Raw genomic sequence first — 13,594 nt, forward strand, 5'->3', positions numbered from 1 at the left:
GGTGACTCAGGACTCCTGGGTGACGGAGACGAGCACATCGTCCCCTTCGATCTTTACGGGGTATACGGGGACGGGGCGCGTCGCGGGAAGGCCGGACGGCTTGCCGGTGCGCAGGTCGAACGCGGAGCCGTGCAGCCAGCACTCGATCTGGCAGTCCTCGACCTCGCCCTCGGAGAGGGAGACGTTCGCGTGCGAGCAGATGTCGTGGATCGCGAACACCTCGCCCTCGGTGCGGACGAGGGACACCGGCGTGCCGTCGAGTTCCACCCGCTTCGGGGTGTCCTCCTCCAGCTCGCTCAGCGCACACGCGCGGACGAAGGCCATCAGACGGAAGCCTCCAGCTCGGCCTCGATCTTGGCGATCAGGCGCTCCTCGACGTCCGGCAGACCGATCTGCTGGACCAGCTCGGCGAAGAAGCCGCGGACGACCAGGCGGCGGGCCTCGGTCTCCGGGATGCCGCGGGCCATCAGGTAGAAGAGCTGCTCGTCGTCGAAGCGGCCGGTGGCGGAGGCGTGGCCGGCGCCGGCGATCTCGCCGGTCTCGATCTCCAGGTTCGGCACGGAGTCGACCCGGGCGCCGTCGGTGAGGACGAGGTTCCGGTTGAGCTCGTAGGTGTCGGTGCCCTCGGCCCTGGCCTCGATGAGGACGTCACCGATCCACACGGCGTGCGCGTCCTGGCCCTGCAGCGCGCCCTTGTAGGCCACGTTGGACTTGCAGTGCGGGGTGTTGTGGGTGACCAGGAGGCGGTGCTCCTGGTGCTGGCCGGCGTCGGTGAAGTAGAGGCCGAGCAGCTCGGCCTCGCCGCCGGGGCCGGCGTACTCCACGCGCGGGTGGATGCGCACCAGGTCGCCGCCGAAGGTGACGACGACCGACTTGAAGGAGGCGTCGCGGCCGACCAGCGCGTTGTGCTGGGCGACGTGGACGGCCTTCTCGTCCCAGTCCTGGACGGAGACCACGGTGAGCTTGGCGCCGTCGCCGAGCACGTAGTCGACGTTGGCGGCGAGCACCGCGTCGCCGGTGTGGTCGAGGACGACCAGGGCCTCGGCGAAGGCGCCGAGCTCGATCACCTGGTGGCCGAAGGCGACGCCGCCCTGGCCGTGCACGGAGATCCGGATCGGCTCGGTGAGCACGGCCTCCTTGGGGACGCTGACGACGGCGGCCTTCTCGAAGGCGGAGTACGCCTGGGCGGCGACCCGGTCGACCGGCTTGGCCTTGCCGAGGCGGGCGTCGTCGCGGCCGACGGTCTCCACGGTGACGCCCTCGGGCGCCTCGATCTCGACGCGGACACCCTCGCCGGTCGCGACGGCGGTGCCGTCGTGCAGACCGCGCAGGCGCTCCAGCGGGGTGAAGCGCCACTCCTCCTCGCGGCCGTGCGGGATCGGGAAGTCCGCGACGTCGAAGGACGGCGGGGCGCTCATGCGCGTGGCGACGGTGGACTCGGCGGCCACCGCGATCGAGCCCGCGGTGGTGGAGCCCGCGGGGATGTTCTGAGCCTCAGCCATGGCTGTCGTCTTGCTCTCTTCCTGCATCACAAAGAAATCGGTCGCTGCGTACGGGGCGGGGTGGGGCGGGGGCCTTGCGGCGTCAGCCGACCGCACCCTCCATCTGCAGCTCGATCAGCCGGTTCAGCTCCAGCGCGTACTCCATCGGCAGCTCCTTGGCGATCGGCTCGACGAAGCCGCGCACGATCATCGCCATGGCCTCCTGCTCGGTCAGGCCGCGCTGCATCAGGTAGAAGAGCTGGTCCTCGGAGACCTTGGAGACGGTCGCCTCGTGGCCCATGGTGACGTCGTCCTCGCGGACGTCCACGTAGGGGTACGTGTCCGAGCGGGAGATCGTGTCGACGAGCAGGGCGTCGCAGAGGACGTTGGACTTGGCGCCGGGGGCGCCCTCGCCGATCTCGATCAGACCGCGGTAGGAGGTGCGGCCGCCGCCGCGGGCCACCGACTTCGAGACGATGCTCGACGAGGTGTTCGGGGCCATGTGGACCATCTTGGCGCCGGCGTCCTGGTGCTGGCCCTCGCCCGCGAAGGCGATGGACAGGGTCTCGCCCTTGGCGTGCTCGCCCATCAGGTAGACGGCCGGGTACTTCATGGTGACCTTGGAGCCGATGTTGCCGTCGACCCACTCCATGGTGGCGCCCTCGTAGGCGACGGCGCGCTTGGTCACCAGGTTGTAGACGTTGTTCGACCAGTTCTGGATGGTCGTGTAGCGGCAGCGGCCGCCCTTCTTGACGATGATCTCGACCACGGCGCTGTGCAGCGAGTCCGAGGAGTAGATCGGGGCGGTGCAGCCCTCGACGTAGTGGACGTAGGCGTCCTCGTCGACGATGATCAGCGTCCGCTCGAACTGGCCCATGTTCTCCGTGTTGATGCGGAAGTAGGCCTGGAGCGGGATCTCGACGTGCACGCCCTTCGGCACGTAGATGAACGATCCGCCGGACCACACGGCGGTGTTCAGGGAGGCGAACTTGTTGTCGCCGACCGGGATGACGGTGCCGAAGTACTCCTTGAAGAGCTCCTCGTGCTCCTTCAGGGCCGTGTCGGTGTCGACGAAGACGACGCCCTGCTCCTCCAGGTCCTCGCGGATCTGGTGGTAGACGACCTCGGACTCGTACTGGGCGGCGACACCGGCGACGAGGCGCTGCTTCTCCGCCTCCGGGATGCCGAGCTTGTCGTACGTGTTCTTGATGTCCTCCGGCAGGTCCTCCCAGGACTCGGCCTGCTTCTCGGTGGACCGCACGAAGTACTTGATGTTGTCGAAGTCGATGCCCGACAGGTCGGAGCCCCAGGTCGGCATGGGCTTCTTGTCGAACAGCCGCAGACCCTTCAGCCGCAGCTTCAGCATCCACTCGGGCTCGTTCTTCTTCGCCGAGATGTCGCGGACGACGTCCTCGGAGAGACCGCGCTGAGCGGCGGCACCGGCCGCGTCCGAGTCGGCCCAGCCGTACTCGTACCGACCCAGGCCCTCGAGCTCGGGGTGGCTGATCTCGGTGGTCATGCGGGGTTCCTCCCGGCCGTGCTTGCGGATGCTGTGGATTCGGTGGTCTGTGGGGTGCCGTGCGCGATGTGCGGGATGAACGTCGTGCAGACGCCGTCACCATGCGCGATGGTGGCCAGGCGTTGGACGTGGGTCCCGAGGAGGCGGGAGAAGATCTCCGTCTCCGCCTCGCACAGCTGGGGGTACTGCTCGGCGACGTGGGCGACCGGGCAGTGGTGCTGGCAGAGCTGCTCGCCGACCGGCGCGTTGCGTGCCGTGGCAGCGTACCCGTCGGCCGTCAGGGCCCTGGCCAGGGCCTCGGTGCGCTGCTGGGGGCCGGCGGACTCGACGGCGGCGCGGTACGGCTCGGCCTGGGCCTCGATCCGGTCACGGGCGAAGGCGGCGACGGCCGCCTCCCCGCCGGCGTTGCGCTCGATCCAGCGCAGGGCCTCGACGGCGAGCTTGTCGTACGACTGGTCGAAGGCGTCCCGGCCGCAGTCGGTGAGGGCGAACACCTTCGCGGGCCGGCCGCGGGTGCGGGCTCCGTAGACCCGCTTCTCGCGCGCCTCCACGACGTTGTCGCCCACCAGGGAGTCGAGGTGGCGGCGGACGGCGGCCTGGGTGAGGCCGAGCCGCTCGGCGAGATCGGCGACGGTCGAGGGACCGTGGTCCAGGATGGAGCGCGCGACCCGGTTGCGCGTGGAACGCTCACCGGTCGCGAGTTCCTCCGCAGGAGCCTCACCGACGTTTTTCACAACGCCATTGTTGCGTAATTAATCGGGGACTGACAAGCGAGGTCCGGGCGGGCGGCGGTGCCGTACGTCACGCAGGTAAGGCTTACCTGACCTGCGGAAACGATCATTCGTAGGACGAATCACGACCCCCGTGACCAGCGGTTTCCAGGCCCACCGACGCCACGAGGCGGACGAAGGACCGCGCGTTGCGGACAGCGGCACCGCCCGTGTCGTTGTTGAAGAAGACGAAGACATCGGCCCGGTCGTCCGGCCAGCCCTCCGCGATCCGCTCCGCCCAGCTCAGCAGCGCCTTCCCGCCGTACGAGGGGAAGGGCCGCGCCCGGCCCTCGTGCAGCCGCAGATAGCCCCAGTCCGCCGTCCGCCACAGCGGCGCCACCGGCCGGGAACCCCGGTCCGCCCAGCACAGCGCGGCACCGTGCCCGGCAAGGATCCCGGCCACCTCGTCCGTCCACCACGCCGGATGCCGCGGCTCCACCGCCACCCGCGTCCCCGCCGGGAACCGGGCGAGCGCCGCGTCGAGCAGCCCCGGATCCGCCCGCAGGTTCGGCGGCAGCTGGAGCAGTACGGGCCCCAGCCGGTCCCCGAGCCCCGCCGCCCGGTCCATCAGCCGCGCCACCGGCTCGGCCGGAGCCTTCAGCCGCTTGATGTGCGTGAGATAGCGGCTCGCCTTGACCGCCATGACGAAACCCTCGGGCGTCCGCTCCCGCCAGTCGGCGAAGACCGACCGCTCCGGCAGCCGGTAGAAGGCGTTGTTGTTCTCCACGGCCGCGAAGTTCCGCGCGTACTCCTCCAGCCAGAGCCGCTGCGGCACGCCCTCCGGGTAGAGCACGCCCCGCCAGTCCCGGTACTGCCAGCCCGAGGTTCCGACGAACACCGTCATACCCGGCCCGTACCCCGCCGGGACCGGACCCACCGGCGGGTCCTTAGACTTCCCGGCATGCGAAACGAGTCCGTCGAGTCCGCCGTCCGGGTCCGGGGCCTGGTCAAGCGGTACGGGACGAAGACCGCCGTCGACGGCCTCGACCTGGACGTCCGGGCCGGCACCGTCACCGCCGTCCTCGGCCCCAACGGCGCCGGCAAGACCACCACCGTCGAGACCTGCGAGGGCTACCGCAGACCGGACGCCGGCACCGTGCGGGTGCTCGGCCTCGACCCGGTCGCCGACGCCGCCGCCCTGCGCCCCCGGATCGGCGTCATGCTCCAGTCCGGCGGCGTCTACTCCGGCGCCCGCGCCGACGAGATGCTCCGCCACATGGCGAAGCTGCACGCCCACCCGCTGGACGTGGACGCGCTGATCGAGCGCCTCGGCCTCGGCTCCTGCGGCCGTACCACCTACCGGCGCCTCTCCGGCGGCCAGCAGCAGCGGCTCTCCCTCGCCATGGCCGTCGTCGGGCGCCCCGAGCTCGTCTTCCTCGACGAGCCCACCGCCGGCCTCGACCCGCAGGCCCGCCGCGCCACCTGGGACCTGATCCGCGAACTGCGCGCCGACGGCGTGAGCACCGTGCTCACCACCCACTTCATGAACGAGGCCGAGGAACTCGCCGACGACGTCGCCATCGTCGACGCAGGCCGCGTCGTCGCCCAGGGCAGCCCCGAGGAGCTGTGCCGCGGCGGCGCCGAGAACAGCCTCCGCTTCACCGGCCGCCCCGGCCTCGACCTCGGCTCGCTCCTCAAGGCCCTCCCCGACGGCACCCAGGCCGCCGAGCCCACCCCGGGCACCTACCGCCTCACCGGCACGGTCGACCCCCAGCTGCTCGCCACGGTCACCACCTGGTGCGCCCAGCACGGCGTGATGCCGGACCGGATCTCGGTCGAGCGTCACACCCTCGAAGACGTCTTCCTGGAACTGACCGGCAAGGAGCTGCGCGCATGAGCACGGCCACCACAGGCACGGGTACGGGTACGTACGCGCCGAAGCCCGGGGCCGCGCCCGTCGGGCGGATGATCATCGCGCAGACCGCGCTGGAGGCCCGGATGCTGCTGCGCAACGGCGAGCAGCTGCTCCTCACGGTGATCATCCCCTCGCTCCTCCTGGTGCTGTTCTCGACGGTGGACATCGTGGACACGGGCAGGGGCGAGGCCGTCGACTTCCTCGCCCCCGGCGTCCTCGCGCTCGCCGTGATGTCCACCGCCTTCACCGGGCAGGCCATCGCCACCGGCTTCGAGCGGCGTTACGGGGTGCTCAAGCGGCTGGCCGCCTCGCCGCTGCCGCGCTGGGCCCTGATGACCGCCAAGACGCTCTCCGTCCTGGTCACCGAGGTGCTCCAGGTGGCGCTCCTGACCGCGATCGCCCTCGCCCTCGGCTGGTCGCCGCACGGCAACCCGCTCTCGGTGCTCGTGCTGCTCGTCCTCGGCACCGCCGCCTTCTCCGGGCTCGGGCTGCTGATGGCCGGCACCCTGAAGGCGGAGGCCACCCTGGCCGCCGCGAACCTGGTCTTCCTGCTGCTGCTCGTCGGCGGCGGCGTGATGGTGCCCCTGGAGAAGTTCGGCGCGGCGGGCGACGTGCTCGCGTTCCTGCCGATCTCGGCGCTCTCCGACGGCCTGCGGGACGTCCTGCAGCACGGCGCCGGAATGCCCTGGGGCGACGCGCTGATCCTGGCCGTGTGGGCGTTCCTCGGGCTCGGCGCGGCGGCCCGGTTCTTCCGCTGGGAGTAGCGACGCGGTGACGTTTCGGGGCGACTCGGCCCCGTAACCACCCTCTCGTACCCCCCTCGTGAAAGCGTGCACAAGCCCCGTCCTACGATGGGGCCCGTGCAGACCCCCCTCGCCTTCATCGCCCAGCGCTGGACCCCGTCCCCCCGGATGGTCCGGCGCGCCGCGCTCTCCGCCGTCGTGATGAGCGTGGTCATCATCGTCACCGGCGGCGCGGTCCGGCTGACCGGCTCCGGCCTCGGCTGCGACACCTGGCCGAAGTGCACGGACGACAGCCTGATCGTCACGGCCGAGCAGGGCTTCCACGGCTTCGTGGAGTTCGGCAACCGCATGCTGACGTACGTCCTGTCGGCGGCCGTCGGCTGGGCGATCGTCGCCGCGCGGTCCGCCAAGCCCCGCCGCCGCCCGCTGACCCGGCTCGGCTGGGCCCAGTTCTGGATCGTGATGAGCAACGCCGTCATCGGCGGCATCACCGTGTGGATGGGCCTCAACCCGTGGACGGTGGCCGGCCACTTCCTGGCCGCGAACTCGCTCCTGACGGTCGCCGTGATCACCTGGCACCGCGCCGGCGAGGGCGACTCCACCCCTAGGCCGCGCGTGCCGCGCCCGGTGCGCAAGCTGTCCTGGGCGATCGTCGCGGTCTCCGCGGTGCTCATCGCGCTCGGCACGACGGTGACCGGCGCCGGCAAGCACGCCGGTGACAGCAGCGACGTGCCGCGCATGCCGTGGGACTGGACCAACGCCGCCCATGTGCACGCGATCGCCGCCTGGGCGCTGTGCGCGCTCGCCGTGGCGATGTGGCTGGTGCTCCGCGTGGTCGACGCCCCGGACGACACCCGGGCCCGCGCCCGCGACCTGCTGATCGTGCTGCTCGCCCAGGGCGCGATCGGCTACGCCCAGTACTTCACCGGCGTCCCCGAGCTTCTGGTGGCCCTTCACATGCTGGGCTCGTGCCTGATGTGGATCGCGGTGCTGCGGCTCGCCCTGAGCATGCGCGAGCGCCCCGGGACGCCGGCCGAGATCCCGGCCCAGGCCGACGCCGTACCTGCGAACGCCTGAGTCGGGCCGTCAGGCCAGCCGGTACACCCGCCGCGCGTTCCCCTCGGCGAGCATCCCCGCCACCCGCCGCGCGTCGGTACGGGACCAGGCGCCGTCGCCGACCCACTCGCCGAGCACCCGGGCGAGCGCCCCGCGGAACACCCCGGCGGCCACCACGTGCAGCTCGGGCAGGGCGCGGGCGCCGCTGGAGAAGAGGAGCTTGCCGAACGGGGCCAGCTCCAGGAACTCGGCGAGCACGGCCGCGGCCCGCGCGCCCGTACGGGCGACCACCGGGCCGAGGTCGGCGTGGACGTGCGGGAAGTGGGCGGCGAGGCGGGCCGCCTGACGGTGGTGCGGGTAGGAGTGCAGCAGCACCAGGTCCGTGCCGAGGCCGCCGGTGGCGGCGGCGAATCCGGCCAGGGTGCCCGGGTCCCGGTCCCCCACGTGCAGTTGCAGCGGACGCCCCGCACCGACGGCCACCCAGAGCAGATGGCGCTGCAGCACCGGGTCGTCCACCGCCCCGCCGGCCGGGCGCCGGGCCAGCCAGCGGCCGGCCGCGCCGCGCACCTCGCCCGGTCCGGGCGGCTCGGGGACGGCGGCGAGCCCGCCCCGTACCCCTGCCGCCGAGGAGAAGGCGACGGCGCCCGCGGCGGCCCCGTGGACGGCGTCGGCGAGGTTGGCCAGGAAGGCGTCGACGGTGCCGGAGGTGTCGGCGACCTGCTGGGCGAGCGGTTCGAGCCGGACGATCTCGTGGGCGGTGGCGTCGCCGGCGGCGGCCAGTTCGGCGGGGCCGGTGAGGTCGCCGTGCGGCCCGGTGTCGACGAGGTAGGTGGTGATCCCGGAGGCCCTGAGCAGCCGCCGGCCGGTCTCCAGGACGCCGAGTTCGCGCCGCCGGGCGAGATAGCGGGCCGGCGGGCAGTGCGGTTCGAGGCCGAGCAGCGGCGGGCACCAGCGGCGTACGGCGAAGCCGGTCTGCGTGTCGAAGAAGGTGGTGCCCGCCGCGGCTGGGGCGCCGGCCGGTGCGAGGTGGCTCTCGAAGGTGCCGAGGCCGAGCTCCGTACGGAGCACCCCGTGGCAGTACTGGTCGACCAGGCGCGGTGTGTCGATCATTCGGGGGGCTCCCACGTGTGGACGGGCTTGCACCCCTCCTAACGGGTGAGCCCCGCGCGAGGTTGTCGCCTCAGCCGGCAGTCGCCTCAGCTGTTGGACGGGCCGCCGACCTGGATGCCGGCCATGCGGGTCCACTCGTACGGGCCGGTGACGACCTTGGCGGCGAACTCGCCGTCGAACTCCTCGTGGAGGGTCAGGCCGGCCTGCTCGGCGGCCTTCTCCGCGATCGCGTAGGTGGGCGCGACCAGGTCGCCCCAGCCGCCGTCCTCGCCGACGAGGACGATCCGGGTGCCCGCCTGTCCGATGTGGGCGAGCTTGCCCTCGGCCCCGCCGTGCTGACCGGCGAACGCCTTGATCTCCTTGGCCAGCTTGGCCGCCCTGCGCTCCGCCTGCTTCGTGTCTGCCATGTCAAGGATGCTACTCGGGGGTAGATCACGTGGCGACGGCCGGGGCACGTGGCGTGGGCCACGCGCCCCGGCCGTCGACCGGAGGTGAAGGGGGTCAGCGCAGGAAGGGGTCCACCGCGACCGCCACGAAGAGCAGCGAGACATAGGTGATGGACCAGTGGAACAGGCGCATCTCCTTGAGCTTCGCGCCTGTCACCTCCGCCTTGGCGCGGTTCAGAAGGGCGTGCGCCTCCCACAGCCACCAGCCGCCGGTGGCCAGGGCCACGGCCGTGTAGAACCAGCCGGTGTAGCCCAGCGGGGTGAGCAGCAGCGAGACCGCCACCATGACCCAGCTGTAGAGGACGATCTGCTTGGCGACGACCTTGTTGGAGGCGAGCACCGGGAGCATGGGGACGCCGGCGCGCGCGTAGTCGTCCTTCACCTTCATCGACAGCGGCCAGTAGTGCGGCGGCGTCCAGAAGAAGATGACGAGGAAGAGGATGATCGCGGCCCACGACATCGAGTTCGTGACGGCCGACCAGCCGATGAGCACCGGCAGGCAGCCGGCGATGCCGCCCCAGACGATGTTCTGCGCGGTGCGCCGCTTGAGGATCATCGTGTAGATCACGACGTAGAAGAGGAGCGCGCCGAGCGAGAGCGCGGCGGACAGCCAGTTGACGAGCAGGCCGAACCAGAGGGTGGAGATCACCGCGAGGCTCAGGCCGAAGACCAGGCCCTCGCGCGGGGTGAGCACCCCGGTCACCAGCGGGCGCTGGGAGGTGCGGTCCATCAGGGCGTCGATGTCGCGGTCGATGTACATGTTCAGCGCGTTGGCGCCGCCCGCGGAGAGGTAGCCGCCGAAGCAGGTGGCGAGCACCAGCCACAGGTCGGGCACGCCCTGCTCGGCGAGGAACATCACCGGCACGGTGGTGATGAGCAGCAGCTCGATGATCCGCGGCTTGGTCAGCGCCACGAATGCCCTGACGCGGGCCCCGAACGGCCGATGGCCCCCCGGGCTGGGAGTCAGGACGACCCCTGCGGGTCGGGACTCGACGGCCGTCACGCACACCCCTGACAGAGAATTCCCAGCAAGCTCCCCGGATGAAGACGGGGTGAAGACTTGCGCGTACCACGCCACTCTAGACGTTGCCCATGGGCCGATCTTCGCGGGGGTGGGGTCGTGTTGGCGGGGGTCACCCGAGGGTGCGTCCCAGTGGGTGGACACGCCTCGTGAAGCGGCGGCCGGAGCGGCTCGGGAGGCGAAGTGCCACGGGCGGCGGCAGTCTTGCCGTAGGCGCTCATTTGAGGGGCGTGAGCCCGAAAAGAGGGGCGTTTTTCGGGGGTAGGCTCGACAACGCCGGGACACCCTCAGTCACCGGCTACAGACATGTGGAGAGGAGCCCTGACTCAGGGTGAGCACTAAGCCGACCACCACAGACCTCGAATGGACCGAACGGGACCAGCGGGCCGTGGACACCGCCCGCATCCTGGCCGCCGACGCCGTACAGAAGGTCGGCAACGGCCATCCCGGCACGGCCATGAGCCTGGCGCCCGCCGCGTACACCCTCTTCCAGAAGGTGATGCGCCACGACCCCGCCGATCCGGAGTGGGTGGGCCGTGACCGCTTCGTCCTCTCCGCCGGGCACTCGTCCCTGACCCTGTACACGCAGCTGTACCTGGGGGGCTTCGGTCTGGAGCTCGACGACCTGAAGTCGTTCCGCACCTGGGGCTCGAAGACTCCGGGCCACCCCGAGTACGGGCACACGGCCGGTGTGGAGACCACCACCGGTCCGCTCGGCCAGGGTGTCGCGAACGCGGTGGGCATGGCGATGGCCGCCCGCTACGAGCGCGGTCTGTTCGACCCGGAGGCCCCGCAGGGCACCTCCCCCTTCGACCACCGGGTGTACGTGATCGCCGGCGACGGCTGCCTGCAGGAGGGCATCTCCGCCGAGGCGTCCTCGCTCGCGGGTCACCAGAAGCTCGGCAACCTGATCCTGCTGTGGGACGACAACCACATCTCGATCGAGGGCGACACCGAGACCGCCGTGTCCGAGGACACGATGAAGCGGTACGAGGCGTACGGCTGGCACGTGCAGCGCGTCGAGCCGAAGGCCGACGGCGACCTGGACCCGGCCGCGCTCTACGCGGCGATCAAGGCCGCCGAGGCCGAGACCGAGCGTCCGTCCTTCATCGCGATGCGCTCGATCATCGCCTGGCCGGCCCCGAGCGCGCAGAACACCGAGGCCGCGCACGGCTCGGCGCTCGGCGACGAGGAGGTCGCGGCCACCAAGCGCGTCCTGGGCTTCGACCCGGAGCAGACCTTCGAGGTCTCCGACGAGGTCATCGCGCACACCCGCGCGCTCGGCGACCGCGGCCGCGAGGCCCGCGCCGCGTGGGAGAAGCAGCTGTCCGAGTGGCGCACCGCCAACCCGGAGCGGGCGGCCGAGTTCGACCGCATCCAGGCCAACGAGCTGCCCGCGGGCTGGGAGAAGGCGATCCCGGTCTTCGAGCCCGGCAAGGGTGTCGCGACGCGTGCGGCGTCCGGCAAGGTGCTGCAGGCGCTCGGCGCGGTGATCCCGGAGCTGTGGGGCGGCTCGGCCGACCTGGCCGGCTCCAACAACACCACGATCGACAAGACGTCCTCCTTCCTCCCTGAGGGCAACCCGCTGCCCGAGGCGAACCCGTACGGCCGGACGATCCACTTCGGCATCCGCGAGCACGCCATGGCCGCGGAGATGAACGGCATCGCGCTGCACGGCAACACCCGCGTCTACGGCGGCACCTTCCTGGTGTTCTCCGACTACATGCGCAACGCGGTGCGCCTGTCCGCGCTGATGCACCTGCCGGTGACGTACGTGTGGACGCACGACTCGATCGGTCTCGGCGAGGACGGCCCGACCCACCAGCCGGTGGAGCACCTGGCCTCGCTGCGCGCCATCCCGGGCCTGAACCTGGTCCGCCCGGCCGACGCCAACGAGACCGCGATCGCCTGGCGCGAGATCATGCGCCGCCACACCAAGGTGTACGGCAAGGGCGCCCCGCACGGTCTGGCGCTGACCCGTCAGGGCGTGCCGACCTACGCGCCGAACGAGGACGCGGCCAAGGGCGGCTACGTGCTGTTCGAGGCGGAAGGGCCCTCCGGGCAGAACACTGCGCCGCAGCTCGTGCTGATCGCCACCGGCTCCGAGGTGCACCTGGCCGTCGAGGCCCGGGAGCAGCTGCAGGCCGCGGGCGTCCCGACCCGGGTGGTCTCGATGCCGTCGGTCGAGTGGTTCGAGGAGCAGGACCAGGAGTACAAGGACGCCGTCCTGCCGCCGTCGGTCAAGGCGCGCGTCGCGGTCGAGGCCGGTATCGGTCTGACCTGGCACCGGTACGTCGGTGACGCCGGCCGGATCGTCTCCCTGGAGCACTTCGGTGCCTCGGCGGACGCGAAGGTGCTGTTCCGCGAGTTCGGGTTCACGCCGGAGGCGGTCGTCGCCGCCGCGCGGGAATCCCTGGACGCCGTCGCGCGCTGACGCGCATACGTACGACTTAATGGAGATGCAATTCTCATGACAGACGCTCTCAAGCGCCTCTCCGACGAAGGCGTCGCGATCTGGCTCGACGACCTCTCGCGGAAGCGGATCACGTCCGGCAACCTCGCCGAGCTCATCGACCAGAGCCACGTGGTGGGTGTGACCACCAACCCGTCCATCTTCCAGAAGGCGATCTCCTCGGGTGACGGCTACGAGCAGCAGCTCACGGACCTCGCCGCCCGCAAGGTGACGGTGGACGAGGCCATCCGCATGATCACGACGGCGGACGTGAGGGACGCCGCAGACATCCTGCGCCCGGTCTTCGACGCGACGCAGGGCCAGGACGGCCGGGTCTCGATCGAGGTCGACCCGCGCCTGGCCCACGAGACGGCGGCCACGATCGCCGAGGCCAAGCAGCTGGCCTGGCTGGTGGACCGGCCCAACACCCTCATCAAGATCCCGGCCACCAAGGCGGGTCTGCCGGCGATCACCGAGGTCATCGGCCTCGGCATCAGCGTGAACGTGACGCTGATCTTCTCGCTGGAGCGCTACCGCGCGGTCATGGACGCCTACCTGGCCGGTCTGGAGAAGGCCCGCGAGCGCGGCCTGGACCTGTCGAAGATCCACTCCGTGGCGTCCTTCTTCGTGTCCCGGGTGGACACCGAGATCGACAAGCGCCTGGACGTCATCGGCACCGACGAGGCCAAGGGCCTCAAGGGCAAGGCGGCCGTGGCCAACGCGCGGCTCGCCTACGAGGCGTACGAGGAGGTCTTCGGCTCGGAGCGCTGGGCGGCCCTGGACAAGGCGCAGGCCAACAAGCAGCGTCCGCTGTGGGCCTCGACCGGTGCGAAGGACCCGGCGTACAAGGACACCCTGTACGTGGTGGACCTGGTCGCCCCGGGCACCGTCAACACCATGCCGGAGGCGACCCTGGAGGCCACCGCCGACCACGGCGAGGTCACCGGCGACACCATCCGCGGCACGTACGAGGAGGCCCGCAAGGTCCTCGACGCGGTGGCCGCGCTCGGCATCTCGTACGACGAGGTCGTCCAGCTCCTGGAGGACGAGGGCGTCGACAAGTTCGAGGCCTCGTGGAACGACCTGCTGAAGTCGACCGAGGCGGAGCTCTCCCGCCGTACTCCCTCGGAGGCGTAAGCAC

13 protein-coding genes are annotated in these 13,594 nt (G+C 71.3%); 5 read left to right on the plus strand and 8 right to left on the minus strand.

The window, feature by feature from the left end:
* Positions 1 to 6: 6 nt before the first annotated feature.
* From AB0M18_RS09985 to AB0M18_RS10005, 5 genes are all read right to left on the minus strand, one after another.
* Positions 7 to 324 carry a non-heme iron oxygenase ferredoxin subunit gene (locus AB0M18_RS09985; protein ID WP_128984892.1) on the minus strand — a complete coding sequence of 106 codons (318 nt, stop codon included), beginning with the start codon at positions 322 to 324 and terminating at the stop codon, positions 7 to 9.
* On the minus strand, positions 324 to 1,502 hold the full coding sequence (gene sufD, locus AB0M18_RS09990) for a Fe-S cluster assembly protein SufD (protein WP_365756347.1): 1,179 nt from the start codon (positions 1,500 to 1,502) through the stop codon (positions 324 to 326). The genes AB0M18_RS09985 and sufD overlap by 1 nt, the downstream gene beginning before the upstream one ends.
* Positions 1,503 to 1,584: 82 nt before the next feature.
* On the minus strand, positions 1,585 to 3,000 hold the full coding sequence (sufB, locus tag AB0M18_RS09995; RefSeq protein WP_365756348.1) for a Fe-S cluster assembly protein SufB: 1,416 nt from the start codon (positions 2,998 to 3,000) through the stop codon (positions 1,585 to 1,587).
* Positions 2,997 to 3,734 (minus strand): metalloregulator ArsR/SmtB family transcription factor, encoded by a 738-nt coding sequence (locus AB0M18_RS10000; protein ID WP_365756349.1) that lies wholly within the window; start codon positions 3,732 to 3,734, stop codon positions 2,997 to 2,999. Before AB0M18_RS10000 ends, sufB begins: the two co-directional genes overlap by 4 nt.
* A gap of 103 nt (positions 3,735 to 3,837) precedes the next feature.
* Positions 3,838 to 4,614, minus strand: a complete 777-nt coding sequence (locus tag AB0M18_RS10005; RefSeq protein ID WP_365756350.1) for a DUF72 domain-containing protein — start codon at positions 4,612 to 4,614, stop codon at positions 3,838 to 3,840.
* Between the two features lie 57 nt (positions 4,615 to 4,671).
* Between AB0M18_RS10005 and AB0M18_RS10010 the strand changes: the two genes are divergently transcribed.
* The 3 genes from AB0M18_RS10010 (at position 4,672) to AB0M18_RS10020 (ending at position 7,445) form a co-directional block, all read left to right on the plus strand.
* Positions 4,672 to 5,607, plus strand: coding sequence for an ABC transporter ATP-binding protein (locus tag AB0M18_RS10010; RefSeq protein WP_365756351.1), 936 nt, complete (start codon positions 4,672 to 4,674; stop codon positions 5,605 to 5,607).
* Entirely contained in the window at positions 5,604 to 6,389 is a 786-nt protein-coding gene (locus AB0M18_RS10015) for an ABC transporter permease (RefSeq protein WP_365756352.1), read from the plus strand. The genes AB0M18_RS10010 and AB0M18_RS10015 overlap by 4 nt, the downstream gene beginning before the upstream one ends.
* An 87-nt stretch (positions 6,390 to 6,476) precedes the next feature.
* Complete coding sequence (locus tag AB0M18_RS10020; protein ID WP_365756353.1) at positions 6,477 to 7,445, plus strand: COX15/CtaA family protein; 969 nt, start codon at positions 6,477 to 6,479, stop codon at positions 7,443 to 7,445.
* 9 nt (positions 7,446 to 7,454) lie between these two features.
* Here AB0M18_RS10020 and AB0M18_RS10025 read toward each other — a convergent pair whose 3' ends face one another.
* From AB0M18_RS10025 to AB0M18_RS10035, 3 genes are all read right to left on the minus strand, one after another.
* Positions 7,455 to 8,534, minus strand: coding sequence for an amidohydrolase (locus tag AB0M18_RS10025; RefSeq protein ID WP_365756354.1), 1,080 nt, complete (start codon positions 8,532 to 8,534; stop codon positions 7,455 to 7,457).
* Positions 8,535 to 8,620: 86 nt separating this feature from the next.
* On the minus strand, positions 8,621 to 8,941 hold the full coding sequence (locus AB0M18_RS10030; RefSeq protein WP_365756355.1) for a hypothetical protein: 321 nt from the start codon (positions 8,939 to 8,941) through the stop codon (positions 8,621 to 8,623).
* Positions 8,942 to 9,035: 94 nt separating this feature from the next.
* Positions 9,036 to 9,983 (minus strand): heme o synthase, encoded by a 948-nt coding sequence (locus AB0M18_RS10035; protein ID WP_365756356.1) that lies wholly within the window; start codon positions 9,981 to 9,983, stop codon positions 9,036 to 9,038.
* A 349-nt stretch (positions 9,984 to 10,332) separates the two neighbouring features.
* Between AB0M18_RS10035 and tkt the strand changes: the two genes are divergently transcribed.
* The gene (gene tkt / locus AB0M18_RS10040) at positions 10,333 to 12,435 is read left to right on the plus strand and encodes a transketolase (protein WP_365756357.1); all 2,103 of its coding nucleotides are present in this window, start codon (positions 10,333 to 10,335) and stop codon (positions 12,433 to 12,435) included.
* A 36-nt stretch (positions 12,436 to 12,471) separates the two neighbouring features.
* Positions 12,472 to 13,590: a transaldolase gene (gene tal, locus AB0M18_RS10045; RefSeq protein WP_365756358.1), complete on the plus strand. Its 1,119-nt coding sequence runs from the start codon at positions 12,472 to 12,474 to the stop codon at positions 13,588 to 13,590.
* The last annotated feature ends 4 nt before the right edge of the window (positions 13,591 to 13,594 follow it).

The organism is Streptomyces sp. NPDC051909, assembly GCF_040681095.1.
Taxonomy (GTDB): Bacteria; Actinomycetota; Actinomycetes; order Streptomycetales; family Streptomycetaceae; genus Streptomyces.

What these genes read in the sequence shown, in the direction of transcription:
- AB0M18_RS09985 (WP_128984892.1), bottom strand. Translation starts at nt 324, where the DNA reads ATGGCCTTCGTCCGCGCGTGTGCGCTGAGCGAGCTGGAGGAGGACACC.
- sufD (WP_365756347.1), bottom strand. Translation starts at nt 1,502, where the DNA reads ATGGCTGAGGCTCAGAACATCCCCGCGGGCTCCACCACCGCGGGCTCG.
- sufB (WP_365756348.1), bottom strand. Translation starts at nt 3,000, where the DNA reads ATGACCACCGAGATCAGCCACCCCGAGCTCGAGGGCCTGGGTCGGTAC.
- AB0M18_RS10005 (WP_365756350.1), bottom strand. Translation starts at nt 4,614, where the DNA reads ATGACGGTGTTCGTCGGAACCTCGGGCTGGCAGTACCGGGACTGGCGG.
- AB0M18_RS10010 (WP_365756351.1), top strand. Translation starts at nt 4,672, where the DNA reads ATGCGAAACGAGTCCGTCGAGTCCGCCGTCCGGGTCCGGGGCCTGGTC.
- AB0M18_RS10015 (WP_365756352.1), top strand. Translation starts at nt 5,604, where the DNA reads ATGAGCACGGCCACCACAGGCACGGGTACGGGTACGTACGCGCCGAAG.
- AB0M18_RS10020 (WP_365756353.1), top strand. Translation starts at nt 6,477, where the DNA reads ATGGGGCCCGTGCAGACCCCCCTCGCCTTCATCGCCCAGCGCTGGACC.
- AB0M18_RS10025 (WP_365756354.1), bottom strand. Translation starts at nt 8,534, where the DNA reads ATGATCGACACACCGCGCCTGGTCGACCAGTACTGCCACGGGGTGCTC.
- AB0M18_RS10030 (WP_365756355.1), bottom strand. Translation starts at nt 8,941, where the DNA reads ATGGCAGACACGAAGCAGGCGGAGCGCAGGGCGGCCAAGCTGGCCAAG.
- tal (WP_365756358.1), top strand. Translation starts at nt 12,472, where the DNA reads ATGACAGACGCTCTCAAGCGCCTCTCCGACGAAGGCGTCGCGATCTGG.